The sequence below is a fragment of the Streptomyces mesophilus genome, assembly GCF_011044995.1.
GTDB classification, from domain to species: domain Bacteria; phylum Actinomycetota; class Actinomycetes; order Streptomycetales; family Streptomycetaceae; genus Streptomyces; species Streptomyces mesophilus.
The window spans coordinates 1-24753 of record NZ_JAAKZW010000064.1; the positions used below are offsets into that span (position 1 = coordinate 1).

The 24753-nt window shown below is 69.7% G+C and carries 22 protein-coding genes; 13 read left to right on the forward strand and 9 right to left on the reverse strand.

Annotation, left to right across the window (positions count from 1 at the left end; translation table 11 throughout):
* From G6045_RS17310 to G6045_RS17335, 6 genes are all read left to right on the forward strand, one after another.
* Positions 1–1594: MinD/ParA family ATP-binding protein (locus G6045_RS17310; RefSeq protein WP_206343836.1), on the forward strand; the 1594-nt coding region annotated here is incomplete at its 5' end.
* Between the two features lie 390 nt (positions 1595–1984).
* Positions 1985–3910 (forward strand): ABC transporter substrate-binding protein, encoded by a 1926-nt coding sequence (locus G6045_RS17315; RefSeq protein WP_165332872.1) that lies wholly within the window; start codon positions 1985–1987, stop codon positions 3908–3910.
* A 55-nt stretch (positions 3911–3965) separates the two neighbouring features.
* Positions 3966–5042 (forward strand): ABC transporter permease, encoded by a 1077-nt coding sequence (locus G6045_RS17320; RefSeq protein WP_165332873.1) that lies wholly within the window; start codon positions 3966–3968, stop codon positions 5040–5042.
* Positions 5039–6001 (forward strand): ABC transporter permease, encoded by a 963-nt coding sequence (locus tag G6045_RS17325; RefSeq protein WP_165332874.1) that lies wholly within the window; start codon positions 5039–5041, stop codon positions 5999–6001. Before G6045_RS17320 ends, G6045_RS17325 begins: the two co-directional genes overlap by 4 nt.
* Entirely contained in the window at positions 5998–6987 is a 990-nt protein-coding gene (locus tag G6045_RS17330; RefSeq protein WP_165332875.1) for an ABC transporter ATP-binding protein, read from the forward strand. Before G6045_RS17325 ends, G6045_RS17330 begins: the two co-directional genes overlap by 4 nt.
* Positions 6984–7967 (forward strand): ABC transporter ATP-binding protein, encoded by a 984-nt coding sequence (locus G6045_RS17335; RefSeq protein WP_165332876.1) that lies wholly within the window; start codon positions 6984–6986, stop codon positions 7965–7967. Before G6045_RS17330 ends, G6045_RS17335 begins: the two co-directional genes overlap by 4 nt.
* Positions 7968–8065: 98 nt before the next feature.
* On the opposite strand, the gene G6045_RS17340 is transcribed toward G6045_RS17335, so the two are convergent.
* From G6045_RS17340 to G6045_RS17350, 3 genes are all read right to left on the reverse strand, one after another.
* Entirely contained in the window at positions 8066–9007 is a 942-nt protein-coding gene (locus G6045_RS17340) for a bifunctional riboflavin kinase/FAD synthetase (protein ID WP_165332877.1), read from the reverse strand.
* 728 nt (positions 9008–9735) lie between these two features.
* Positions 9736–10725 carry an aldo/keto reductase gene (locus G6045_RS17345; protein ID WP_165332878.1) on the reverse strand — a complete coding sequence of 330 codons (990 nt, stop codon included), beginning with the start codon at positions 10723–10725 and terminating at the stop codon, positions 9736–9738.
* A gap of 29 nt (positions 10726–10754) precedes the next feature.
* On the reverse strand, positions 10755–11525 hold the full coding sequence (locus G6045_RS17350) for an NUDIX domain-containing protein (protein WP_165332879.1): 771 nt from the start codon (positions 11523–11525) through the stop codon (positions 10755–10757).
* A gap of 48 nt (positions 11526–11573) precedes the next feature.
* Between G6045_RS17350 and G6045_RS17355 the strand changes: the two genes are divergently transcribed.
* Entirely contained in the window at positions 11574–12332 is a 759-nt protein-coding gene (locus G6045_RS17355; protein WP_165332880.1) for a DeoR/GlpR family DNA-binding transcription regulator, read from the forward strand.
* 34 nt (positions 12333–12366) lie between these two features.
* On the opposite strand, the gene G6045_RS17360 is transcribed toward G6045_RS17355, so the two are convergent.
* Positions 12367–13524, reverse strand: coding sequence for a sensor histidine kinase (locus tag G6045_RS17360; protein ID WP_165332881.1), 1158 nt, complete (start codon positions 13522–13524; stop codon positions 12367–12369).
* The gene (locus G6045_RS17365; protein ID WP_165332882.1) at positions 13521–14183 is read right to left on the reverse strand and encodes a response regulator transcription factor; all 663 of its coding nucleotides are present in this window, start codon (positions 14181–14183) and stop codon (positions 13521–13523) included. The genes G6045_RS17360 and G6045_RS17365 overlap by 4 nt, the downstream gene beginning before the upstream one ends.
* Positions 14184–14320: 137 nt before the next feature.
* On the opposite strand from G6045_RS17365, the gene G6045_RS17370 reads away from it, so the two are divergent.
* The 3 genes from G6045_RS17370 (at position 14321) to G6045_RS17380 (ending at position 18191) form a co-directional block, all read left to right on the forward strand.
* Positions 14321–15760: an ABC transporter permease gene (locus tag G6045_RS17370; RefSeq protein WP_165332883.1), complete on the forward strand. Its 1440-nt coding sequence runs from the start codon at positions 14321–14323 to the stop codon at positions 15758–15760.
* A gap of 1 nt (position 15761) precedes the next feature.
* Positions 15762–16466, forward strand: coding sequence for an ABC transporter ATP-binding protein (locus tag G6045_RS17375; protein ID WP_328707810.1), 705 nt, complete (start codon positions 15762–15764; stop codon positions 16464–16466).
* Positions 16467–16550: 84 nt separating this feature from the next.
* Positions 16551–18191 carry an alpha/beta hydrolase gene (locus tag G6045_RS17380; RefSeq protein ID WP_165332884.1) on the forward strand — a complete coding sequence of 547 codons (1641 nt, stop codon included), beginning with the start codon at positions 16551–16553 and terminating at the stop codon, positions 18189–18191.
* Positions 18192–18197: 6 nt separating this feature from the next.
* Here the strand turns inward: G6045_RS17380 and G6045_RS17385 are convergent, their stop codons facing one another.
* Positions 18198–18878, reverse strand: coding sequence for a GDSL-type esterase/lipase family protein (locus G6045_RS17385; protein WP_165332885.1), 681 nt, complete (start codon positions 18876–18878; stop codon positions 18198–18200).
* 84 nt (positions 18879–18962) lie between these two features.
* On the opposite strand from G6045_RS17385, the gene G6045_RS17390 reads away from it, so the two are divergent.
* Positions 18963–19949 (forward strand): WD40 repeat domain-containing protein, encoded by a 987-nt coding sequence (locus G6045_RS17390; RefSeq protein ID WP_165332886.1) that lies wholly within the window; start codon positions 18963–18965, stop codon positions 19947–19949.
* Here the strand turns inward: G6045_RS17390 and G6045_RS17395 are convergent, their stop codons facing one another.
* On the reverse strand, positions 19950–20756 hold the full coding sequence (locus tag G6045_RS17395) for a TetR/AcrR family transcriptional regulator (RefSeq protein ID WP_165332887.1): 807 nt from the start codon (positions 20754–20756) through the stop codon (positions 19950–19952). It lies immediately after the preceding gene.
* A 109-nt stretch (positions 20757–20865) separates the two neighbouring features.
* Here G6045_RS17395 and G6045_RS17400 point away from each other — a divergent pair, with 109 nt between their 5' ends.
* A complete protein-coding gene (locus G6045_RS17400) occupies positions 20866–21864 on the forward strand; it encodes an ATP-binding cassette domain-containing protein (protein WP_328707811.1) in 999 nt (332 codons plus the stop codon).
* Positions 21861–22745 (forward strand): ABC transporter permease, encoded by an 885-nt coding sequence (locus tag G6045_RS17405; protein ID WP_165332889.1) that lies wholly within the window; start codon positions 21861–21863, stop codon positions 22743–22745. The genes G6045_RS17400 and G6045_RS17405 overlap by 4 nt, the downstream gene beginning before the upstream one ends.
* Positions 22746–22808: 63 nt before the next feature.
* Here G6045_RS17405 and G6045_RS17410 read toward each other — a convergent pair whose 3' ends face one another.
* Together G6045_RS17410 and G6045_RS17415 are read right to left on the reverse strand one after the other, a co-directional pair.
* Positions 22809–23426, reverse strand: a complete 618-nt coding sequence (locus G6045_RS17410; protein ID WP_165332890.1) for a class F sortase — start codon at positions 23424–23426, stop codon at positions 22809–22811.
* Positions 23419–24507 (reverse strand): hypothetical protein, encoded by a 1089-nt coding sequence (locus tag G6045_RS17415; RefSeq protein ID WP_165332891.1) that lies wholly within the window; start codon positions 24505–24507, stop codon positions 23419–23421. The genes G6045_RS17410 and G6045_RS17415 overlap by 8 nt, the downstream gene beginning before the upstream one ends.
* Positions 24508–24753 lie beyond the last annotated feature (246 nt).

Sequence of the window (24753 nt, forward strand, 5' to 3'; positions counted from 1 at the left end):
CGGAGCACCCGGCACCCCGCCGCAAGCCCCGGCCGCTCCACAGGCACCGGCGGTAGCCCCGCAAGCTCCCAACTCCCAGCCCGCGCAGGCCGGTTACGGCTTCCCGCAGCCGGGCACCACGCCCCCGGGCGCCAACCTGCCCGCCCCGACCGCACCCCAGGCACCGCACGCGCCGCAGCCGCAGCCGCAGCCGGGACAACAGCCCGGCCAGCAGCAGCCCGGCCAGCCCATGCCCCCCATGGACCCGCGCGCAGGCGCCGCCTGGCCGCAGCCCGTCACGCACGACCAGCGCGAGCCGCAGGTCACGGGTGGCGCGCCGCTCGGCTACACGGCCGCTGTCGAGCTGTCATCGGACCGTCTGATCAACCGGAAGCAGAAGGCCAAGAGCAGCCGCCAGCCGGGTGCCGCCTCCCGCTTCAAGCTCGGCGCGAAGAAGGAAGAGGCCGAGCGGCAGCGGAAGTTGGACCTGATCCGCACACCGGTGCTCTCGTGCTACCGGATCGCGGTGATCTCGCTCAAGGGCGGTGTGGGCAAGACGACCACGACCACCGCGCTGGGCGCGACGCTCGCGACCGAGCGGCAGGACAAGATCCTCGCGATCGACGCCAACCCGGACGCCGGTACGCTCGGCCGTCGCGTGCGCCGCGAGACGGGTGCCACGATCCGGGATCTCGTGCAGGCGATCCCGTATCTCAACTCGTACATGGACATCCGCCGTTTCACCTCGCAGGCGCCGTCCGGGCTCGAGATCATCGCGAACGATGTGGACCCGGCGGTCTCGACGACCTTCAACGACGGGGACTACCGGCGGGCGATCGACGTACTCGGCAAGCAGTACCCGATCATCCTGACCGACTCCGGTACGGGTCTGCTCTACAGCGCCATGCGTGGAGTCCTCGATCTCGCCGACCAGTTGATCATCATCTCGACGCCGTCGGTCGACGGTGCGAGCAGCGCGTCGACGACCCTGGACTGGCTGTCCGCGCACGGGTACGCGGACCTCGTCTCGCGGTCGATCACCGTCATCTCGGGGGTCCGCGAGACCGGCAAGATGATCAAGGTCGATGACATCGTGCAGCACTTCGAGACGCGCTGCCGCGGTGTGGTCGTAGTGCCCTTCGACGAGCATCTGTCGGCCGGCGCCGAAGTCGACCTCGACATGATGCGGCCGCGCACGCGCGAGGCGTACTTCACGCTCTCCGCGATGGTGGCGGAGGACTTCGCACGCGCACAGCAGCAGCAGGGTCTGTGGACGCAGAACGGGACGGGCATGCCGCCGCACATGGCGCCTCCGCTGCCGGGGCAGCAGGCCGCCCCCGGCCAGCCCGTGCCGGGTCAGCCGACGCCCGGCCAGCCCATGCCCGGTCAGCCGATGCCTGGTCAGTCCTATCCGCAACAGCAGCCGCAGCAGCCGTACGGGGGTCAGCAGCCGTATCCGCAGCAGCAGCCCCCGCAGGCCGGGGCCGGGGCGCCCAACTCCGGTGGCGTGCCCCAGGGTTGGCAGCAGGCCCCGCAGCTGCCGCCCGCTCAGGGGCAGGCTCCGCAGCCCGAGCTGGGACCCGTCCCGCCGGGGGGCATGCCGCCTCAGGCGTGACCCTTCCGTAAGCGACGACCGCGCGGCCGTACATCTGGCGATCGATGCCAGGTGTGCGGCCGCTTGGCGTTGGGGAGGGATTCTTTCCCCTGTCCCGCCCCTTCCCGAAAGCGGGGGCTTCGCCCCCCGGCCCCCGGTATCCGGACTCCGTCCGGATCTGCTCAAACGCCGCAGGGGCTGAAGTTGAACCGTACTTTCAGGTGACTAGACCAATGCCGCTTACAAGGTCGTCAACTCGCCCTCCCCCCAAGGTCGTTCCCGCAGGCCAAGCCCCCTAACGGCGACCGTTGACATGTTTAGACCACCGCTGATAGACACACAGACCACTCAGACCCTTCGGCGCTTGTTCCTGCCGTTTCCATGCGAGCGATGACGCGAGGTCACCGACCCATGAACGTAAGAGATCAGCACGCCCCGCAGTTCGAATCACCACCGCCCGCCCGGCGCAGGCGTCGGTACCTGTTGGCCTCCGGTGTCGCCGCATTCGCCCTGACGGCCGGACTGGCCGCAGCGCCGGCCGCGCCCGCAGCTCCCGCCGCGGCACCGGCCCAGGCCCAACAGGCCCAGCCGGCCAAGGCCAAGGCCGACGGCAAGACCCTCACGGTCGCGCTCGCACAGAGCGTCGACTCGCTGAGCCCGTTCCTTGCTCAGCGCCTTGTCAGCACGAGCATCCACCGGCTCATGTACGAGTACCTGACCAACTACGACCCCAAGGACAACAAGACCATCCCGGGCTTCGCCACGGAGTGGAAGTCCTCGGCGGACAAGCTGACGTGGACGTACACGATCCGCGGCGACTCCAAGTGGTCGGACGGGAAGCCGGCGACCGCCAAGGACGCGGCGTTCACGTTCAACAAGATGATGAGCGACCCGAACGCCGCGCAGGCCAACGGCAGCTTCACCTCGAACTTCAAGAAGGTCACCGCGCCCAGCGACACCGAGCTCGTGATCGAGCTCAAGACGCCGCAGGCGACGATGGTCTCCCTGGACGTCCCGATCGTGCCCGAGCACATCTGGAAGGACGTCAAGGACTACTCGAAGTTCAACAACGACGACAAGTTCCCGATCGTCGGCAACGGCCCCTTCACGCTGACCGAGTACAAGACCGATCAGTACGTGAAGCTGAAGGCCAACAAGGAGTTCTGGCGCGGGGCGCCGAAGTTCGACGAGCTGGTCTTCCGTACGTACAAGGACCAGGACGCCGCCGTCGCCGCCCTCAAGAAGGGCGAGGTGTCCTTCGTCGCCGGCTCGCCCGCGCTGACGCCCGCTCAGGCCGCAAGCCTCAAGGGCGAGAAGAACATCAAGGTCAACGAGGGGCCGGGCCGCCGATTCTTCGCCATCGCCACCAACCCGGGGGCGCAGACGAAGGACGGCAAGAAGTTCGGTGACGGGCATCCGGCGCTGCTCGACCAGAAGGTGCGTCAGGCGCTGTTCCTCTCCGTCGACCGCAAGACCATCGTCGACAAGGTCTTCCAAGGGCACGCCGTCGAGGGCGAGGGCTACATTCCGCCGCGCTTCGAATCGTATTTCTGGAAGCCGGAGGGCGATCAGAAGCTCGCGTACGACCCGGAGCGGGCCGCCAAGCTGCTCGACGAGGCCGGATATCCGCTGAAGGGCGACAAGCGCGTCGGCAAGGACGGGAAGCCGCTCGACTTCCGGATTCTGTGCCACGCGACCGACCCCAACGACAAGGCCATCGGCAAGTATCTCCAGGAATGGTGGGGCGACTTGGGCATCGGGCTCAAGGTCGAGTGCCTCGACGATGTCTCGGTGCCCTGGTACGCGGGTGAGTACGACCTCGCCTTCGACGGCTGGTCCGTGAACCCCGACCCGGACTTCGTGCTCGGTATCCACACCTGTGCGGCGCTGCCGGAGAAGGCCAAGGAGAGCGCGGCCACCGACAACTTCATCTGCGACAAGAAGTTCGACGACCTGTACAAGAAGCAGGCCGCCGAATACGACCCGGCCAAGCGCGCCGACACCGTCAAGGAAATGCAGTCCTGGCTGTACGACTCGGGCTACATGAACGTCATCGCGTATCCGAACGCGGTGGAGGCGTACCGCACGGACCAGATCAAGTCCATCAAGACGATGCCCGAGGCCTCCGGCAACATCTATGGCCAGGACGGGTATTGGAGCTGGTGGTCGGCGGAGCCGGCGAGCGCGGGCAGCGGCGGCTCGGACTCCGGGGGCGGCGGTGACGACTCCGGCTCGACGGGTGTCGTGATCGGCATCGTGATCGGTGTGCTGGTGCTGGGTGGTGCCGTGTTCCTGCTCACGCGGCGGCGCGCGGCCACGGCCGACGACCGCGAATAGCCCACGGGCAGGGGCCGACTCAAGGTAAGTACACCGCACGAGTAACGAGAGTCCTATGACAGCTGAGAGCACTCCGGCGCTCGTGCACAGCGCGGCAGCCGACGGCCTGGCAGATGCCGGGCCGTCGGCCGGCCGCGGACCACGCGCGCGCAACACCAAGGCCTATCTGCGCTATGCGGCGGGCAAGATCGTGGGGGCCGCGATCTCCTTGTTCGCCGTGCTCGTCACGAGCTTCTTCCTCTTCCGGCTGATTCCCAGCGATCCCGTCAAGCACATGACGGGCGGCCGCCCGGTCTCCAGTGAGCAACTGGAGAATCTGCGGCGGGAGTTCGGCCTCGACCAGCCCATGTGGCAGCAGTTCCTGGATTACATCGGGGACGCCCTTTCCGGCGACTTCGGAATGTCGTACCAGTTCCACGCACCGGTGGTGGAGAAGATCACGGCGGCGCTGCCGGCGACGCTGCTGCTCACCGGTACCGCGTTCGTCCTCTTCACCGCACTCGGCCTGTGGCTCGGTACGCGGTCGGCCTGGCGGCACGGGCAGAAGGGCGACCGCTTCAACAGCGCCCTGGCCCTGACGCTGTACTCCGTACCGTCCTTCTGGCTCGGGCTGCTGCTCATCATCGTGTTCTCCGTCGGCGTGGGTCCCATTCCCGGGCTCTTCCCGACGGGCGGTCTCGAATCCGGCAGCGAAAGCGGATTCGCGTACATCCTCGATGTCGCGCACCACATGGTCCTGCCGGTCATCACGCTCGTCGCGGTCGGCTACGCGCAGACCCTGCTCGTGATGCGCTCCTCGCTGCTCGACGAGATGGGCAGCGACTATCTGACGACCGCGCGGGCCAAGGGACTTCGCGACGATGTCGTACGGCGCCGGCATGCCGTACCGAACGCGATGCTGCCCACGTTCACGCTGATGTTCGTGAACCTCGGACATGTGGTGGCCGGGCAGATCCTGGTCGAGACGGTGTTCTCCTGGCCGGGGCTCGGCGGTCTCTTCTACGAGGCGCTCGCGGGTCCTGACCTGCCGCTGGTGCAGGCGCTGTTCTTCCTCTTCGCCGCCGCGGTGATCCTGGCCAACACGCTGGCCGATGTGCTGTATCCGCTGCTCGATCCCCGGGTGGGCCGATGACCGCAGAACCGCCGCTGACCACGAAATCCCCGGTCCCGGCAGAACCCCTGAGCAAGGCCGTCGCCGCGAAGAGCCCCCGGGCGCTCAAGGCGGCCCGTATGCGCCAGTCGCTCGTACGGTTCTGGAAGGAGTACCGCACCCATAGGAGCGGGCTCTGGGGCCTCGCCGCCCTGGCGCTGATCGCTCTGATCGCGCTCGGCGCGCCGCTGCTCGTGGGCGCCGACTCGGAGTCCGTGACGGATGCTCCGGGTCAGGCCATGGAGGATCCGAGCGGTGAATTCCCGCTCGGCACCGACCAGTTCGGCCGCAGCGTCCTGGCCCTGTTGGTCTGGGGCTCCCGCGTCTCCCTGACGGTCGGTCTCCTCGCCGCCTTCCTGTGCGTGGCGATCGGCACCGTCGTCGGGATCGTCGCCGGGCATTTCAAGGGCTGGTTCGCGACCGTCCTCATGCGGGTCACCGACTGGTTCCTGGTGATGCCGACCCTGGTGCTCGCCATCGCCCTCGCGACCGTGATGGACCGCTCCATGTGGACGGTGATCCTCGCGATCGGCGTCACCACCTGGCCGACCACGGCCCGTCTCGTACGCGCCCAGACCCTGGCCGTCGAGTCCCGCCCGTACATCGAGCGGGCCCGCGCGCTTGGCGGCGGGCACGGGCACATCATGCTGCGGCACGTGCTGCCCAACGTGATGCCCCTCGTCCTCGCACAGACCACGCTGGTGATCTCCAGCGCGATCCTCACGGAGTCGACGCTCGCGTTCCTCGGGCTCAGCGATCCCACCATCACCTCGTGGGGCGGGATGCTCCAGGACGCGCGTGAGGCGGGCGCCGTGAGCGCCGGACACTGGTGGTATCTCGCGCCGCCCGGACTCGCCATCGCGATGGTGGCGCTGGCGTTCACGCTGTGCGGGCGCGCGGTCGAATCCGTTCTCAATCCCAGGCTGGGGGTGGCCCGTTGAGCCTCTTGGAGGTACGTGACCTGCATGTCACGTACGCGAATGGCGCCCAGGCGGTACGCGGCGTCGACCTCACCGTGGACGCCGGGCAGAAGCTGGGCATCGCGGGCGAGTCCGGCTGCGGCAAGTCGACGCTCGCTCTCGCGCTGCTTCGTCTGCTGCCCGTGGGCACCGAGGTGACCGGGCAGATCCTGCTCGACGGCGAGGACATCCTCGCGATGAAGTGGGGCCGGCTGCGAGCAGTGCGCTGGGCGGGGGCGTCGATCGTCTTCCAGGGCGCGATGCACTCGCTGAACGCGGTGCACCGTATCGGCGACCAGATCGCCGAGCCGATCCGGCTGCATCGCACGACGCCCGCCGGGAAGGTTAAGGAACGGGTCGCCGAGCTGCTCGAACACGTGGGTCTGCCGGCCGCGCGCGCCGAGGCGTATCCCCATGAGCTGTCGGGCGGGCAGCGGCAGCGCGTGATGATCGCGATGGCGCTCGCGTGCGCTCCGGACCTGATCATCGCGGACGAGCCGACGACCGCGCTCGACGTGATGATCCAGGCGCAGATCCTGCGCCTGATCGAGGAGTTGGTGGCCGAGCAGGACCTCGGCCTCATCATGATCAGCCATGACCTGGCGGTCCTCGCCGACACCTGTGACCGCCTTACGGTCATGTACGCGGGGCGCGTGGTCGAGGAAGGGCCTGCTCAGCAGGTGTACGAGGACGCCCAGCACCCCTACGCCAAGGCGCTGTCGGCGGCGTTCCCGCGGATCGGGGACCCGGCGTCGCGGTTCGCGCCGCGCGGGCTGCCCGGGGATCCGCCAGATCCTTCCGATCTGCCGACGGGGTGCACCTTCCATCCGCGGTGTCCGGTGGCGTTGGAGTCGTGTGCCGTGGAGGACCAAGTACTGGTCGACGCCGGGGAGTTGCGGCGGGCGGCCTGTGTGCATGTGGGGGCCCCGAGGGGTGCCGAGGACGCTGCGGTGGGGAGTGAGCGATGAGTGCTTTGCTGAGTGCCGCCGGCCTCGGGGTGACCTTCCCCGGCCGGCGCGGCGCGCCCGAGGCGCGGGCCGTCGACGGGGTGGACCTGAACATCCGGCGCGGCGAGATCGTGGCGCTTGTCGGCGAGTCCGGCTGCGGCAAGACGACCCTCGCCCGCTCGCTGCTCGGCCTGGTCCCGCCGACGTCCGGTCAAGTCCTCTTCGACGGCGCCCCGTTGACGTACCGCGGAAAGGCACTGAAGGCCTACCGCAAGCGCGCCCAACTGGTCCTCCAGGACCCGAGCGGCTCGCTCAACCCGCGGCACACGGTGTACGACGCGGTCGCGGAAGGGCTGCGCATCCACGGGTACGCGGGGGACGAACGCGAGGCCGTGGCAGGCGCCCTGTCCCGGGCCGGGCTGCGGCCGCCCGAGCGTTTCTTCCTGCGCTATCCGCACGAACTGTCGGGCGGCCAGCGGCAGCGCGTCGTCATCGCGGGCGCGCTCGTCCTCGATCCCGAACTGATCGTCGCGGACGAGCCGGTGGCATCACTCGACGCCTCCGTACGCGGAGAGATCCTCGCGCTGCTGCTCTCGCTCCGGACGGAGCTGGGACTCTCGGCCCTGGTCGTCACCCATGACCTGGGCCTCGCGTGGAACATCGCGGACCGGGTGGCGGTGATGTACCTGGGCCGGATCGTGGAGACGGGAACGGTCGAGGACGTCCTGACCTCACCCCAACACCCGTACACACAGGCCCTGTTGTCCGTACTCCCGGAGGCACCAGGTGATCCGGTGGTCCTCACCGGCGAGCCACCGGACCCGTCACGCATCCCGGGCGGCTGCCGCTTCCACGCCCGCTGCCAGGTACTCGCCTCCGGCGAGGCCGAACGCGCGGGGGTCGCCACAGACTGCCAGACCACCTTGCTGCCGGTGCTTTCGGGGGGTGGGGGGCGGGAGGTGGCTTGTCATTGGGCTGCGGCTCGGGTGAGTTCGGGCTGAGCTCCCGCTGGATGCACGTCGAAGGGCCCCGCATTCGTGCGGGGCCCTTCGAGTTTTCGGCTGAGCTGTATGCCCCGGCCGGCTGCTGTGCTGCCCGGCTATACCGCGAGCAGTTCCTTCGCGCGCTGGACGTCGGCCGCGATCGCCTGGATCAGTTGCTCGAGCGAGTCGAACTTCGCCATGCCCCGTACGTACGCGACGAAGTCGACGGCCACGTGCAGGCCGTACAGGTCGAGTCCGACGCGGTCGATCGCGTACGCCTCGACGGTGCGCTCCTTGCCGTCGAACTGCGGGTTGGTGCCCACGGAGATCGCGGCCGGCATGGCCTCGCCCTCGACGTGCAGATAGCCGGCGTAGACGCCGTCGGCGGGGATCGCGGTGTGCGGCAGGGTCTCGACGTTGGCCGTGGGGAAGCCCAGTTCGCGGCCGCGCTGGGCGCCGCGGACGACGACGCCCTCGACGCGGTGCGGGCGGCCGAGGATCTCGGCGGCGCCCTCGACGTCGCCCTCGGCGACGAGGCGGCGGGTCAGGGTGGAGGAGAACGGGTCGCCGCCGCCCGCCTCGCCGCGTACGAACAGGTCGATGACCTCGACGTCGTAGTCGTACGTACGGCCCTGCTCAGCGAGGAACTCGACGTTGCCGGCGGCCTTGTGGCCGAAGCGGAAGTTGGGGCCCTCGACGACGACGCGGGCGTGCAGTTTGTCGACGAGCACCTTGGCGACGAAGTCGGCCGGGGAGAGCTTCGAGAACTCCGCGGTGAACGGGAGGATCAGCACGGCGTCGACGCCGAGGTCGGCCATCAGCTCGGCGCGGCGGTGGTGCGGGGAGAGCAGCGGGGGGTGGCTGCCGGGGCGGACTACCTCGCTGGGGTGCGGGTCGAAGGTGACGACGACGCTCGGGATGCCCAGCTCGCGGGCGCGCTCGACGGCGCGGCCGATGATCAGCTGGTGACCGCGGTGTACGCCGTCGTAGGAGCCGATGGTGACGACGCTGCGCCCCCAGTCCTGGGGGATGTCCTCCAAGCCACGCCAGCGCTGCACGGTGTTTGCTCCTCGCCGAACCTGTGTGTGTCGTTCTGTTTGCGCAGGACTAAGAGTGCCATGCCTTTTCCGGGGACCCCGCCCCCGGGGCCCCGCTCAGGGCTGCGTCCCGGGCCCCGGCTGTCCGCGGGTGCTGCTTCTCGGGTGTTCCACGTCGTGCGGCTCGCGCGCGTGCGGTGCGTTCCTTGGGGGCTGCTTCGTGTGCGGCTTTCCGTCGGTGCGTTCTGCGCGTGCGGTGTCGTCGTGGGTGCGGTTTCGTGTGCGACTTTCCGCCGGTTCGTTTGCGCGTGCGGTTTCGTCGTGGGTCGGGGCCGGGGTGGGGTGCTTGCTCATTCGGGCAATGGCACCGTTCCCGCGAAGGGTCACCGCCTACGTCGGGAGTGCCCGAATGACAATGCACCCCACCCCGTCCCCTTCCGCCCTCGGGCGACTGACGACCGGTGGGGGCAAGCGTCACACCCGGCGCCGGCCGCTCCCGTTCCCCTCATGCCATTACGCGGCCCGCGTACCCCACGAGGCGGCGTACCCCCACCGGCCGGTAGCCGCTCGACGGCGGAAGGGGACGGGGAGGGGTGCCTGTCATACGGGCGCCCCCGTCGGCCACGGCGTCCCTTCGCGGGAACGGTGCCATTGCCCGTATGACAGGTACCCCGGACCGGCACCGACCCCCACACGAGCCGCAGGCGGCAGTGCGGGGGCTCGGCCCCACCAGGTACGCGAACGCACGGCTACCAGGCGAACGCCTCCGGGGACGGGCCCGGGCCCGGGAAGATCTCGTCCAGGGAGGACAGGACCTCGGATGACAGTTCCAACTCCAGGGCGCGCAGTGCCGATGCGAGCTGGTCCGCCGTGCGCGGGCCCACGATCGGGCCGGTCACGCCGGGGCGGGTGAGGAGCCAGGCGAGGGCCACTTCGCCGGGGGCCAGGCCGTGCTTGTCCAGGAGGTCCTCGTACGACTGGATCTGGCCGCGGATCGTGGAGTCGGCGAGCGCCTCCGCCGAGCGGCCGGAAGCGCGGCGGCCCGACGTGGCCTCCTTCTTGAGGACGCCGCCGAGCAGTCCGCCGTGCAGCGGCGACCAGGGGATGACCCCGAGGCCGTACTCCTGCGCGGCCGGGATGACCTCCATCTCCGCGCGGCGCTCGGCCAGGTTGTACAGGCACTGCTCGCTGACCAGACCGAGCCGGCCGCGCCGGGCGGCGGCCTCGTTGGCCTGGGCGATCTTCCAGCCGGGGAAGTTGGACGACCCGGCGTACAGGATCTTGCCCTGCTGGATCAGGACCTCGATGGCCTGCCAGATCTCGTCGACCGGCGTGGAGCGGTCGACGTGGTGGAACTGGTAGATGTCGATGTAGTCCGTCTGCAGCCGCTTCAGCGACGCGTCCACCGCACGGCGGATGTTGAGCGCCGAGAGCTTGTGGTGGTTGGGCCAGGTGTCGCCGTCGCCGGCCATGTTGCCGTACACCTTCGTGGCCAGGACGGTCTGGTCGCGCCGGCCGCCGCCCTGGGCGAACCAGGTGCCGATGATCTGCTCCGTGCGGCCCTTGTTCTCGCCCCAGCCGTAGACATTGGCGGTGTCGAAATAGTTGATGCCCGCGGCGAGCGCGGCGTCCATGATCGCGTGGCTGTCGGATTCGTCCGTCTGCGGACCGAAGTTCATCGTGCCGAGGACGAGGCGGCTGACTTCGAGTCCTGTGCGTCCGAGCTGCGTGTACTCCATGGGGATTCAGCCAACGCCTTCGAGTCCGCTCAAGGCAAGAGTGCGTTCGGCCGCGGTGCGAACGGGCCGTCCAGGGCCGCCCATTGGAGCAGCATGATCGTCTTGCCGTCCGCGATCCGGCCGTCGCGGATCATGGCGAGAGCGGTGGTGAAGGGGAGTTCGAGGACCTCGATGTCCTCGCCGTCCTCCTCCAGGCCGCCGCCGGAGCCGGTGCGGTCGGCCGGTGTGTAGGGCGCGGCGAAGAAGTGCAGGCGCTCGGTGACGGAGCCCGGGCTCATGTACGCGTCGAAGACGGGGGTGAGCGGGCCGAGCTCGACGCCCAGTTCCTCGGCGCTCTCGCGGCGGATCGCGGTCGGCGGATCGTCCGCGTCGAGCAGCCCGGCGGCCGCCTCGACGAGCATGCCGTCGGGGTGGTCGTTGACGTAGGCCGGGTAGCGGAACTGGCGGGTCAGGAGCACGCGGCCGCGTGCCGTGTCGTACGGCAGCACGACGGCGCCGTTGCCCCGGTCGTAGGTCTCGCGCGCCTGGGTCTCCCAGCGCCCGTCGCGGCGGCGGTAGTCGAAGGTCGTACGGCGCAGGACGTGCCAGCCCTGCGAGGTGAGCTCGACCTCGCGGACCACGACATCGGGGTTACGGTCCAGAGCGCGCCCCGCACGGTCGAGGCCGGTGCGGCCGCGGTGGTCGGGGGTGTCGAGGCCCGGGGTGCCTTGGGGGGTGTCGAGGCCCGGGGTGCCTTCGGGGGTGTCGGTGCCCGGAGTGCCGGAGACGGGTGGGGGTGCGGTGGTGTGCGCGGAGTCCATGGACGCTAAGGTACATGCAGAACCGTGCAAGAACAGGAGAGAGTGCGCATGCTGGCTGCTGAACGGCGGGACCATCTGATCGGGCTGCTCGCCCGTGAGGGCAAGATCGTCGCCAAGGAGGTCGCCGCCGACCTGGGCCTCTCCGAGGACAGCGTCCGGCGCGACCTGCGCGATCTCGCCGCGGAAGGGCTGTGCCAGCGGGTCTACGGCGGCGCGCTGCCGGTGTCGCCGGCCGTCGTCGACTACGGCGCCCGCCAGGCCGTGGCCCCGGACGGCAAGCGGAAGGTCGCCTCGGCGGCCGTCGGACTCGTACCGCCGGGCGGCTCCGTGATCCTCGACGGCGGCACGACCGCGCTCGCGGTCGCCCGCGCGCTGCCGAAGGATCTCGCCTGCACGGTGATCACCCACAGCCCGACCATCGTCGCGGCCCTGCTCGACCATCCGCGGGCGGAGCTCTTCCTGCTCGGCGGCCGGATCTTCAAGCACTCGGCGGTGGCCTGCGGTGCGGCCGCGGTGGAGGCGGCGCAGAACGTGTCCGCCGATCTGTGTCTGCTCGGGGTCACCGGCGTCCACCCCGAGGCGGGTCTGACCACCGGGGACGCGGAGGAGGCGGCGATGAAGCGGGCCCTGTCGGCGCGGGCCGCGGACACCTACGTCCTCGCCTCCTCCGAGAAGCTGGGCACCGCCTCGCAGTTCCGCGTGCTCCCCTGGGGGGAGGTCAGCGGTCTGATCACCGACGCGGGCCGCGAGGACGCGGTGGCCGGGGAACTCGTCGGTCTTGGGGTGGAGGTCCTGTTCGCCGGCTGAAGGGCTGTCCTGGCGTCCGGCCGAACAGGCGGGGTCAGCGAGGCAGTTCGACCCGGATCGTCAGACCGCCCGCCGGGTTCGCCGTGGCGTGCAGTGTTCCGTGGTGGGCCGCCGTGACCGAGCGGACGATGGCGAGGCCAAGGCCGTGGCCCTTGCGCGCGCTCGCCACGCGCTCCTCGGCCCGGTAGAACGGCTCGAAGAGCCGGGCGAGTTGGGTCTCGGTGACGTGGGGCCCGGTGTTGGAGACCTCGAGAACCGCGACGTCCGTGTGATCGGTGAGGGTCGTGCGCGTCAGCCGTACCCGCACCGAGCCGCCCGGTTCGTTGTGGGTCAGCGCGTTGTCGAGCAGGTTGAGGGCCAACTGCCGCAGCAGGACGGCGTTCCCGGGGACCGTGCGTCCCGGCTCGATCGCGGTGGAGACCTCGATCCCGTACGAGGACGCCTGAGCGGCCCGTTCCGCGACCGCAGCCCCGAGCAGGGCCGAGAGGTCCACCGGCTCCGGGTCGAAGGCCGCGCTCTCGGCGCTCGCGAGGTCGAGCAGGGCGTGCACGATCCGGATGCCGCGTTCGTTGGTCTCCCGGAGCATCGGCAGCAGTTCGGCCAGTTCCTCGCGGGAGGGGTGCTCGCCCGTGACCTGGAGGGCCGCGCGGGTGGTGGCCAGCGGGGTGAGCAGTTCGTGGGAGGCGTTGGCGGCGAAGCGCTGGTGGGCGGTGAAGGACTTCTCGAGGCGGGCGAGCATCTCGTCGAAGGTGTCGGCGAGTCGGTGCAGCTCGTCGGGCGGTCCCGTCGCGGCGATCCGCTCGCCGAGGTTGCCGTCCGCGGCTTTGCGGGCCGCTTCGTTGATGGTGCCCAGGGGCGCGAGCAGCCGCTTGGAGACGAACCAGCCGGCGCCGAGCCCGAGCGCCCCGACGACCAGGACGCCGCCGGCCGACACGGCGAGGACGGTGTTCCAGACATCCTCCTTGGTGGTGATGTCGGGGTGCTGCCCGCTCGCCGGGAGGCGCCGGCCCGGGGCCACGTCGGTGACCTCCGAGGGGTCGACGAGCACGGTGTCCGAGAACCCGTACGTCGGAAGGAAGCGCATGCCGACGTAGATGATCGCGACCATCAGCGCGGCACAGGCGGCGAGGGCGCAGGCGAAGCCCAGGAAGAGGCGGGCGTGGATGCTCAACGTCCGCCTGTGCCCGGTCATTTCGTCCCCAGGTAGTAGCCCGCGCTGATCGCCGTGTGGACGAGCTGCGGTTCGCCCAGCTTTTTCCGCAGGGTGTGGACGACGAGGCGTACCGCATTCGTGAAGGGGTCGGTATGCGCGTCCCACGCCTTGTCGAGCAGATACTCCGCGCTCAGGACGCCTCCGTCGGCGCGCATCAGGAGCTCCAGTACGGAGAGTTCCTTCGGCGTCAGCCTCACCTCGGTGCCCGCGCGCGTGACGCGGCGGCGGTGGGTGTCGAATTCCAGATCCGCGAACGTGAGGACGGGGGAGTGGACCATCGGGCTGCGGCGGTACAACGCCCGCAGCCGCGCGACCAGTTCGGGAAAGTCGAAGGGCTTCGCGAGGTAGTCGTCGGCGCCCAGGCCGAGGCCCGCCACCTTGTCGTCGAGCCGGCCCGCGGCCGTGAGCATCAGGATGCGGCAGCCCAGGTCCATCGCGACGATCCGGCGGCAGACCTCGTCGCCGTGCACGCCCGGCAGATCGCGGTCCAGGACCACCGCGTCGTAATCGTGGACCGTGACGCTCTCCAGCGCGCTGTCACCGTCGTGCACCACGTCGACGGCGATGGCCTCGCGCCGCAGGCCCAGCTCCAGGACGCGCGCCATATACGGCTCGTCCTCCACCACCAGCACCCGCACGCCGTGCCCTTCCCGCTGAATTCCCTTGCCTGATCAGTTGCCTGATACGTCCTATCAGACCCGGTATTCGACCCGTGTATGAGGAAGCCCGGCCGCACAAACGCGGTTCAAAAGGCCCGCTTCCTAGCGTGGTGGTCATGAATTTGTTCAAACGGGCCTGGTGGCGGCTGACTGCCCATCTGGGCAAGACGGTGATGCTGGTCGGGCTCTTCTTCGTCATATGCACCCTGGTGCTGTCCGGATTTCTGATCCAGTCGGCCGCCGCACGTGCCGCGGAATCCGCGAAGAACAGCGTGGGCGCCGTGGCCACCATGCAGCTGGATCTGAACGCCCTGATCGACTCGGGCAAGATGCAGCAGGGCAGCGGCGGTACGCCCGGCATGATCGGCGCCGAGGGTGACCTGCACCGCAGCCTCGTGGACAAGATCTGCACGTCCTCGGTCGTCGCGTCCTGCAACTACATGAAGGACGGCGTCGCGGCCCCCACGGATCAGGTGAAGCTGCACCAGCCGGTCCCGGCGCCCGCGGGTCAGGACAGCGGCGGAGTGGATTTCTTCAAGGCGGACGGAATCCGTGATCTGGACGCGGTCAAGGATTTCCGCAACGGCGACTCGAAAATCGTCGCCGGTTCCGGGATCGAGCCCGACAGCAGGAGCGACATGGTCGTCATCGAGGAACGGGTGGCGAAGGACAACCATCTCGAGGTCGGCGACAAGGTCGAGCTCAATGCCAACATCCAGAATCCCGACGGCAGGCTGAGCACCAAGGAGACGGACTTCGTCATCGGCGGCATCTACCGGAACAACACCGCCGACACCGGCACGTACGTCCCGCCGATGATGGCGCCGTCGAACCAGATCTACGTCACCCCGGACGGTGCGACGCGGCTCGACGGCAAGAAGGTCGGCGCCGACGGAGGCGTGATCAAGGAGGCCACCTTCACGCTGCGCGACCCGGGCGACCTGGGCAGGCTGAAGCAGGACGCCGAGGCGGCCGGCGCCGACCTCAGGATCTTTCCGCTGACCGTCAACGACAAGCAGTACAAGACCCTGGTCGGCCCGATCAACAAGACGGCCGACTTCGCCTCCGTCACGGTCTGGCTGGTCGCGGTCGCGGGCACCGTCATCCTCGCCCTGATCATCGCGTCCAACCTGCGCGAACGCCGCAAGGAGATGGGCGTGCTGCTCTCGCTCGGCGAGAAGAAGCCCAAGCTGCTCGGCCAGCACCTGGTCGAGGTGGTGGCCTGCGCGGTCCTCGCGATCGGGTTCGCGGCGGGGGCCAGCCAGTTCCTGTCCCAGGCGATCGGTGACCAGTTGCTGTCCGGCGAGGTCTCCGCCGCGAACGAACAGGCCGCGAACGAGGCGGGCAAGCCCGATCCCTCCGATCCGACGGGCGGCGCGAACAGGAGCGACGAGCCGGAGGTCGAGCCGATCGACTCGATGGACATCCGGACGGGCCCGGCCGACATCGCCAAGGTCGGCGCCACCGGACTCGGTATCGCGGCCCTCGCGACCCTCGTCCCCGGCGCACGCGTCCTGCGTCTCAACCCGCGCGACATCCTCACGAAGGGCGACTGACGTGGCCACCTCCCTGACGGGCCCGGGCGCCTCGGCGTCCGCCGGCTCCCCGGTCCTCGAACTGAAGGGCCTGACCCGCTCGTACGAGAGCGGCAACCGGCGCCGCACCGTCCTCAAGGGTGTCGACCACGCCTTCGAAGCGGGCCGTATGTACGCGATCGTCGGCCCTTCCGGCAGCGGCAAGTCCACGCTGCTCTCGCTCGCGAGCGGCCTCGACTCCCCGACGGCGGGCACGGTCCGCTTCCGCGGCGAGGACATCGCGAAGCTGGGCCTCGGCCGCTACCGCAACCGGCACGCGGCGACCGTCTTCCAGTCGCTGAACCTGCTCACGTATATGACGGCCGTCCAGAACATCACCTCCGCCATGGAGATCACCGGCGTCAAAGGCCCGCGCAAGCAGCGCGCCGTCGAACTCCTCGACCTCCTGGGCGTGGAGAAGCAGGACCGGAACCGCCGCACCCTCCAGCTCTCCGGCGGGCAGCAGCAGCGCGTGGCCATCGCCCGTGCGCTGGCCTGCGAGGTCGATGTCCTGTTCGCCGACGAGCCGACGGGCGCGCTCGACCAGGAGACGGCCGCCGGGATCATCGAGGTCTTCCAGAAGCTCGCCCACGACGACGGCAAATGCGTGATCGTCGTGACCCACTCACGGGAGGTCGCTCAGGCCAGCGATGAAGTACTCCAGCTCAAGCGCGGCCGCCTGACCTAGGGCCGTAGCGCTCTGACCTGGGGCTTCAGGGCTCCGGGACGGCGGGAACGTGCCGTCCCGGAGCCCTGCGCCTACGGTGAGATGGTGACCACGAAAGGTGACATACGAGGCATCGCGGCTCTCGCCCTCGCCGCGGTCGCCGTGTTCGTCCTTCCGGGGCCCGTGCCCGCCGCCGCTGCCACCGCTCCCGATCTGACCCGGTTCTACGGCCAGCGGATCGCGTGGACCGACTGCGGCGACGAGATGGAGTACCAGGCGCGGCGCACCTGGGCCGGCAGCGACGAGAAGCTGCCGGCCGCCATGTCCCGCTTCGAGTGCGGTGACGTCGAAGTGCCGCGCGACTACGCGGACCCGAAGGGCAAGGCGGGCACGGCACAGATCGCCGCCCTGCGGCTCAAGGCCACCGACCAGAAGCGCCGTATCGGCTCGCTGGTCCTCAACTTCGGCGGCCCCGGCCTGTCCGGGCGCTATGCACTCAACTCCCACATCCCCCAACTCGCCCGGCTCAACGAACGGTTCGACCTGGTCGCCCACGACCCGCGCGGTGTCGTACGCAGCGACCCGGTGCTGTGCGACGGGCCGCAGGACGGCGACCCCGCCGAAGAACCCGCCCAGGACCCCGGCCAAGGTCCCGCCCGCGACCAGACCCCCGACACCGCCGACGAGGTCACCCGGGTGGCCGAGGCGCAGGCGGCCAAGAACGCCCAGTGCGATCAGGCCTCCGCCCGCCGGGTGCTGCCCTGGGTGGGCACCACCAACTCCTCGCGCGACCTCGACGTCCTGCGCGCCGCGCTCGGCGACGACAAGCTGCACTATCTCGGCTTCTCGTACGGCACCAAGCTCGGCGCCGCCTACCTGCACCAATTCCCCGACAGGGCAGGCCGGATGGTGCTCGACGGGGTCATGGACCCCACCCTGGACACCCGGGCCGACGCCCTCTCCAGTACCAAGGCGTTCCAGCGCGCCCTGGACAACTTCCTCGCCGACTGCGTGGCCCACGGTGCGAAGGAGTGCCCGCTCGGCGCCACCGCCGCGGCCGCGAAGTCCAAGGTGAACGCCCTGTTCACCGGCCTCGACGGGAAACCGCTCGAGACTTCGGCGGGCACGCTCGACCAGGCCACGTTCACGCAGGCCGTCCAGAGCGCGCTCTACAGCAAGGCGCAGCACTGGCCCCAACTGCGCACAGCCCTGGCCGAGTTGGCTTCCAAAGGGAACGGTACGGCGATGGCGGAGGCGGGCGGGAAGCTCCCGAGCGCCCAGCTGCCCCGCGGTCCGTTCCCCGCGGTCACCTCCGACGAGGACGCGCAGCAGCAGGAGTTCGCACTGCGCGCGATCAACTGCCGGGACGCGAGCGAACGCCCCACCGCCGAGGACTACTTGGCCGCGGTCGACGAGTTCACCGCGCTGTCCCCGGTCTTCGGCCACAACACGGCCGCCGCGATGCTGGAGTGCACCGGCTGGCCCGTGCCCGGCGACAACACCTCACGCGAGGTCGGGGCCGAGGACGCGCCGTCGTCCCTGCTCGTCGGCACCCGGGGCGACCCCGCCACGCCGTACGAGAACACGGCCCGCATGGCCGCCGCGCTGGACAACGACAGCCGGATCCTCACGTACGAGGGCGAAGGCCATGGCGCGTACACGACGGACAGCACCTGCATCCACGAGCACGTGGACCGCTACCTGACGGAAGGCACGCTCCCGCCGGAGGACACGACCTGCCGCTGAGCCCGCTCACCTCACAGGCTCGTACGGCGCCCCCAGGTCCCACGCCTGGTACAGGGCGTCCGCGAAGGCCGCCGCCAGCTTGTGCTCGCCGTTCGCGTTCGGGTGGGTGCCGTCGTAGGTGTCGTGATGGATCGCGTACGCGGCCGGGGGCGAGGCGAGCAGCAGCGGGGAGCGGTCCGTGTCGAGGTCGGCCACGGCCTTGGCGAGCAGCTCGTTGAAGCGGGCCACTTCGAGCGCGAAGTCCGGGTCGTCCTGGGCACGGGTGTTGGGGATGACCGGCAGCAGGACGGCGGCCACGTTCGGGTTTGCGGCGCGGGCCTCGGCGATGAAGGCACGGGCGTTGGCCGCGGTCTTCTCGGCGTCGGTGTAGAAGCCCAGGTCGATCAGGCCGAGCGAGATCAGGAGCAGATCGGCGCGGGTGGCCCGTACGGTCTCGCCGATCAGCGGGACCATGTGCTGCCAGCCCTCGCCCCAGCCCGCGAGGTGCTCCTGCGGGAAGTCGGGGTCCGCGTACTCGTACGAGACGGGGGCGTCGGCGGCCTTGTCGTACAGGGCGGTCCGCGGGCCGACGATCTTGAACGGGGCGCCGTAGGAGGAGCGCAGATGCTGCCACATCCGGTAGCGCCAGGTGTGCTCGCCGGCGCTGCCGATGGTCATCGAGTCGCCGACGAAAAGGAGCCTGAGCATCCGGTCATCATCGCGGATCAAGGGGACCGTCGCGCTGTGAAGCTGCCCACTCCCGTACGCACCGCGGCCACGTACGGTGGCCCCATGCGTCTGCTTCTCGGTGCGGCGGTCACGGCCGCTCTTGTTCTGGGCCCGGCCCCCGCCGCCTTCGCGGACAACGAGGCCTTCAGCCTGGACGACCCCCGGATCACCGAGTCCAGCGGCCTGGTCGCCAGCAAGAAGCACCCGGGCGTCTACTGGACGCACAACGACAGCGACGACGGCTCGTACCTCTACGCCGTGGACAGCAAGTCCGGCAGGACGGTCGCCCGCGTCACCATGCAGGGCGTCGGCCAGGCGCGGGACGTCGAGGGCATCTCGATCGGCCCCGACGGCGACCTCTATGTGGGCGATATCGGCGACAACCTCGGCGGCACCTGGGACCACGTGTGGATCTACCGGCTGCCCGAGCCGGACAAGCTCGGCGACCAGACCGTCAAGGCCACGCAGTACGACGTGACGTACGCCGACGGCGCCCGCGACGCCGAGGCGCTCATGGTCCATCCGAAGACGGGCCGGGTGTACATCGCCGACAAGAAGCGCGACAGCAACGGCGGTCTGTACGAGGGCCCCGCCGAGCTGCGGCCGGGACGCAACAACGTCTTCACCCGGATCGGTGACATCGATCTGTGGACCACGGACGGCGCCTTCTCGCCCGACGGCGACAAGCTGGTCCTGCGCAGCTACTTCGGGGCGCAGGCGTACGACTTCAAGGACGGCCGGATCCAGGGCGACGGCGGGAGCGTGGACGTGCCCATGCAGCGCCAGGGCGAGTCGGTGGCGTACTCGCCCGACGGCCGGGCGCTGATGTACGGCAGCGAGGGCGCGGGCAGTGAGGTGGAGCCGGTCGAGGCGCCCGATGCGCCCAAGTCGCCCGAGGGTGGTGGCAGTTCGGGCTCGGACGGGGGAACGGACTCCGGCGGCGAGGACGCGGAGGGCTCGGACTCCGGCTTCAAGACCGGCGCCCTTGCCCTGGCCGTCGTCGTACTCGCCGTATTCGGTCTGAAAGGGCTGCTGCGCAAGAAGAGCTGATCACTCGTTCTCGCACGCGGAGGTCCGCCACCCGCCGTCGCCGCTCGCGGCCCGTTCCTCCACCAGCGTCGCGAAACCGTCGATCAGGCGCGCCAAGCCGAACTCGAAGTGGTCGAACGCGTAGCTGAAGGTCTCCTCGGACAGTGAGGCCATCTGCGGGAAGTCGCCGCTGAGCATGGCCCGTTCGAGGAAGGGCTGCTGGCTGCCCCAGAACTCCTCGTCGCTCAGACCGGTCGCCTTGACGGCCTCGACGGTGTCGGCCTCCGTGCGCGCGTGGCCCATCACCCAGTTCGTCACGGTGACGATCACCGACAGCAGTTCGGGGTCGGAGAGCCCCATCGTGCGCAGCGGGGCGATCACCACCTCCATGCTGCGCATCGCGCTGGGTCCGAGCACGGTGCGGGCCTGGTTGACCTTGAGCAGCCAAGGGTGGGCGCGGTAGTGGGCGAGCTGCTTGTGGGCCATGGTCTCGACGCACTCGCGCCACTGCCGCGGGACCGCCGTCTCCTCGGCCACGGCCTCGCCCTGCACCTTGTCCAGCATCAGATCGAGCAGCTCGGCCTTGCCCGGCACGTACCGGTAGAGCGACATCGTGCCGGTGCCGAGCTCGGTGGAGAGCCGCCGCATCGACACCGCCGCGATCCCCTCGCGGTCCGCGAGCTCGACGGCCGCCTCGACGATCCGGTCGAGGGTCAGGGCCGGCTTCGGGCCGCGCGTGGCCCGCTCGCCGGTGCCCCACAGCAGTTCGAGGCTGCGTCGGATATCACCGCTGCCGCTCGTGGTCGTATCGCCGTCCTTGCCGCTCATGACCTCACCCTATGCCTTCGCCGTAAGCCTCGACCGAAAAACTGGGTACGCCGTACTCGAATTAGGGTACGGTGTACCCAGATGGCTGGCGAGACCTCGGGAGGGTCCAGTGGAAACCCATGCGGTGCGGGCGGAAGGCCTGCAGAAGAGGTACGGCGAGAAACGTGCCCTTGACGGCTTCGACCTGACGGTCCACCGCGGCACCGTGCACGGACTGCTCGGTCCGAACGGCGCGGGCAAGACCACCGCGGTGCGCGCCCTGGCCACCCTGCTCAAGCTCGACGGCGGCCGGGCGCAGGTCGCGGGCGTCGACGTGGGCAAGGACCCCCGGGGCGTACGGGCGAAGATCGGGCTCGCGGGGCAGTACGCGGCGGTCGACGAACTGCTCAGCGGGCGGCAGAACCTGGAGCTGTTCGGCCGGCTCTTCCACCTCGGCGGGCGCCGCGCGAGGCTGCGCGCGGACGAACTCCTGGAACAGTTCGACCTGGTGGAGGCAGCGGCCAAGAGCGTCGGCGACTACAGCGGCGGGATGCGCCGCCGCCTCGACCTCGCCGCGTCGATGATCCTCGCGCCCGAGGTGCTCTTCCTCGACGAACCGACCACCGGGCTCGACCCGCGCGGCCGCGGTGAAGTCTGGGAAGCGGTACGGGCGTTGGTCGACGGCGGCACGACCGTGCTCCTGACCACGCAGTACCTGGACGAGGCCGACAAGCTGGCCTCCCGGATCACCGTGATCGACCAGGGCCGGGCGATCGCCGACGACACCCCCGCCGAGCTCAAGAACACGGTCGGCGGCGACCGGATCGAGGTCGTCGTGGCCGAGGACTCCGACCTCGTGCCCGCACTCGCCGTCGTGGCACGGGTCTGCGAGGGCGAACCGTCCGTGGACCGCGCGGAACGCCGTATCCATGCGGCGGTCGCCGACCGCGTGGCAGCCCTGACAGAGGTGGCAAGGACCTTGCAGGACCAGGCAGTTCAGGTCGAGGACATCGGACTGCGCCGCCCGAGCCTCGACGACGTGTTCCTCACGCTGACCGGCCACACCACCAAGGACTCCGAAGAACCCGGAGAACCCGCACCGTCCGTACGCGAGGAGGTCCCGGCATGAGCGCCCACCTGACCGCCGAGCGCAGGCCCCTGACCGCCGAGCGCACGCCCGTCGACCTGAGCGTGGACTCCGGCGACGAACGCCGCCTGTACTGGGCGCTCGCCGACAGCCTCAACGTCGCCCGCCGCTTCCTCACCCACTACCGCAACAAACCCTCGTACATCCTGTGGCAGCTCGGCTTCCCGATCATCTCGGTGCTGCTCTACGGCTATGTCTTCAGCGGCGCGATGAAGGCACCGGGAGGCGAGGGCGGCAGCGACGCCTACCGGGACTTCCTGATGGCCGGCATGTTCGTGATGACCATGGCCTTCGGCTTCATGAACACCGCGACCGGCGTGGTCTACGACGCCACCAAGGGCGTCATCGACCGCTTCCGCTCCATGCCGATGGCCCCGTCGGCGGTGGTCACCGGGCGCGGTCTGACCGACATCATCGTGGCCTGCGCCGAGTTGACGATCCTCGCGCTCACCGCGCTCGCGATGGGCTGGCGCGCGCACGGCTCGTTCGGCGAGACCGTCGCCGGCTTCGCGCTGCTCGTGCTGCTGCGCTTCAGCCTGATCTGGGTCGGCGTCTGGCTCGGCCTGCTCGTCCCGTCCCCGGAGGCCGCCGGCGGGCTCTATGCGGTGGTCTTCCCGTTGACCATGGTCTCCAGCATCTTCGTGCCCACCTCGTCGATGCCGGGCTGGCTTGGCACGGTCGCCGCCTGGAACCCGATCTCCTCGACGGGCACGGCGGTCCGTGAACTCTTCGGCAACCCCGTGGGTGCGGACGGCAGTTGGATCGAGCAGAACGCGCTGCTCATGGCCGTCGTCTGGCCGCTGGTGGTCACGGCGGTCTTCCTGCCGCTGGCGGTCCGCCGGTTCCAGAAGCTCAGCCGCTGATACGCGTGTGGGGCGCCCCTTCTGGCAAGGGGCGCCCCATCACACGTATCGCTGCGACGCCGGTCAGGCCGTCTCCTCACCCGTGAGGTGAGCGAAGACCACGACGTTCGAGTCCCAGTGGCGGTCCTTGGTGAGGTCACCGCCGCAGGTGATCAGGCGGAGCTCCGCCTTGTCCGTCTTCCCGTAGACCTTCTGGGTCGGGAAGTCGGACTTCTTGTACGTCTCCACATCGTCGACCTTGAAGACGGCCGTCGTGCCGTCCTCGCGCCGGATGTCGATCTCCTGGTCCTTCTTGAGTTCCTTGAGGTTGTAGAAGACCGCCTTCTCGACCTGGGGTGTGTCCATGTGGCCGGCGATCGCCGCCGCACCCTTCTCACCCGGGGTCGGACCCTCCTTGTACCAACTGGCGTCCATCGGCTTGTCGAACGGCGGCGTCTGCATCGCGCCACTGCCGTCCAGACCGACGGTGTCGAGGTTCGCGTCCACCTTGATCGAAGGGATCGTGAGGTGGTCGGGGACGGAGGGCTGCAGCACGGACGCGGACGTCACGTGCGCCGCGTTCCCCGCGCTCTGCGCCGAGTCCTTCGCCTGGGAGGAGCAGCCCGCGGCGGTGGCGACGGAGACCGCCGCCACCATCGCGAGCGTGGCCGCCCGGACGCGGCGGCCGCGTATCTCAGACATCGGCCGGGGCCATACCGGTGTTCACGGAGCCGTGCGGGGTCTTGTGGTCCGAGGGCTTGAGCGGCTTGACGGCGCCGCTCTTCGTCACGGTGAACACGGTCTTGGAGCCGGTGCTGGAGTTGACGTCGTACCGGCCGAGCTGCACGTTGGCGACGGTCGCCGTGCCGTGCCACTTGCCGTCCTTGCCCAGGGTCAGGGAGACCTTGCCGAAGGCCTTGGAGTCCACCGAGACGTTGCTCTTGGGGTTGATGGACGGGGCGTCCACGGTGAGGGCGATCTTGTCGCCGGCCTTGCCGCTGCCCGGGTTCACGGCGATCGAGGACTTGCCCACCACGGGAGCCTCCGTGCCCTGGACGCCGAACTTCGCGGAGTCCACGACCTTGCCGTCGAGCAGCGCGTCCACCCGGTAGTAGCCGGACTTGGCGGAGTCGGCGACGGTCGCGGTGCCGTGCCAGGTGCCCTCGTGCTGCGGGTCGCGCTCCAGCTTCACGGTGCCGCCGAACGCGTCGGACTTCACGGTGGCGACCGAGTCCGAACCGGCGTCCTTGACGGTCACGGAGACCTTGTCGCCGACCTTGCCGCCGTCGGTGGACAGCGACAGCGAGGCCTTGGACGGGTCGGGCTTGGGCTTCGTGCCGTCGGTGTTCACCAGGAAGGTGGCGGAGCCCTGCGCTCCCGTGTCGCCGTAGTCGGCGGTCACCTGAAGGTGGGCGGTGCCGATGCCGTAGCCGGACTTGACCGTGCCCGTGCCCTCGTACGTGCCGGTGCCGACCTTCTTGACGGAGATGCCGCTGAGCGCGTCGGAGGAGCCGCTGACCTTGGCGTCGCCGGACGTCTCGACCTGGAAGCGGACCTGCTCGCCGGCCTTGTAGCCGGTCGGGTCCTTCGGCGTGGAGACAACCGCGACGTCGGCCTTGGCCTTGTCCGACGAGTCGCTCTTCGCGGCGTCCTTCGTGCCGGGCGTCGCGGACGCGGAAGCCGACGGCGACGGCGAGGCGTCCGCGGCGAAAGCGGTCGCCGGGGCTGCGATGGCCATCGAGGCGACTACGGCGATCGCCGAGACGGTGAGTGCCTTACGCATGAGTGAACCTCCTTGCAGGGCCGAGGAATTGTTCCCCGGTGCACTGTCTATGAGGTTCATCCTGAGCATGCGGTTTCCCGTCCGCACCCCCGTGACCTGGGGCCTTCGCCGAAAGTCCCGCGGTCCATCACGCCGTTCAACTGGGCGCTTTCCCGAACTCTTGGGCCGTGCTTTGCCCCGTTATTAGGGACCAAAGTCCCTGGCTTCGAATACGTCCCGTATAAGCGCCGTTAGAGAGCCTTGATG

Bases quoted from the DNA above. Each gene is read 5' to 3' on its own strand.
- G6045_RS17315 (WP_165332872.1), top strand. From the start codon at position 1,985: ATGAACGTAAGAGATCAGCACGCCCCGCAGTTCGAATCACCACCGCCC.
- G6045_RS17320 (WP_165332873.1), top strand. From the start codon at position 3,966: ATGACAGCTGAGAGCACTCCGGCGCTCGTGCACAGCGCGGCAGCCGAC.
- G6045_RS17325 (WP_165332874.1), top strand. From the start codon at position 5,039: ATGACCGCAGAACCGCCGCTGACCACGAAATCCCCGGTCCCGGCAGAA.
- G6045_RS17335 (WP_165332876.1), top strand. From the start codon at position 6,984: ATGAGTGCTTTGCTGAGTGCCGCCGGCCTCGGGGTGACCTTCCCCGGC.
- G6045_RS17345 (WP_165332878.1), bottom strand. From the start codon at position 10,725: ATGGAGTACACGCAGCTCGGACGCACAGGACTCGAAGTCAGCCGCCTC.
- G6045_RS17350 (WP_165332879.1), bottom strand. From the start codon at position 11,525: ATGGACTCCGCGCACACCACCGCACCCCCACCCGTCTCCGGCACTCCG.
- G6045_RS17355 (WP_165332880.1), top strand. From the start codon at position 11,574: ATGCTGGCTGCTGAACGGCGGGACCATCTGATCGGGCTGCTCGCCCGT.
- G6045_RS17360 (WP_165332881.1), bottom strand. From the start codon at position 13,524: ATGACCGGGCACAGGCGGACGTTGAGCATCCACGCCCGCCTCTTCCTG.
- G6045_RS17370 (WP_165332883.1), top strand. From the start codon at position 14,321: ATGAATTTGTTCAAACGGGCCTGGTGGCGGCTGACTGCCCATCTGGGC.
- G6045_RS17385 (WP_165332885.1), bottom strand. From the start codon at position 18,878: ATGCTCAGGCTCCTTTTCGTCGGCGACTCGATGACCATCGGCAGCGCC.
- G6045_RS17390 (WP_165332886.1), top strand. From the start codon at position 18,963: ATGCGTCTGCTTCTCGGTGCGGCGGTCACGGCCGCTCTTGTTCTGGGC.
- G6045_RS17395 (WP_165332887.1), bottom strand. From the start codon at position 20,756: ATGAGCGGCAAGGACGGCGATACGACCACGAGCGGCAGCGGTGATATC.
- G6045_RS17405 (WP_165332889.1), top strand. From the start codon at position 21,861: ATGAGCGCCCACCTGACCGCCGAGCGCAGGCCCCTGACCGCCGAGCGC.
- G6045_RS17410 (WP_165332890.1), bottom strand. From the start codon at position 23,426: ATGTCTGAGATACGCGGCCGCCGCGTCCGGGCGGCCACGCTCGCGATG.
- G6045_RS17415 (WP_165332891.1), bottom strand. From the start codon at position 24,507: ATGCGTAAGGCACTCACCGTCTCGGCGATCGCCGTAGTCGCCTCGATG.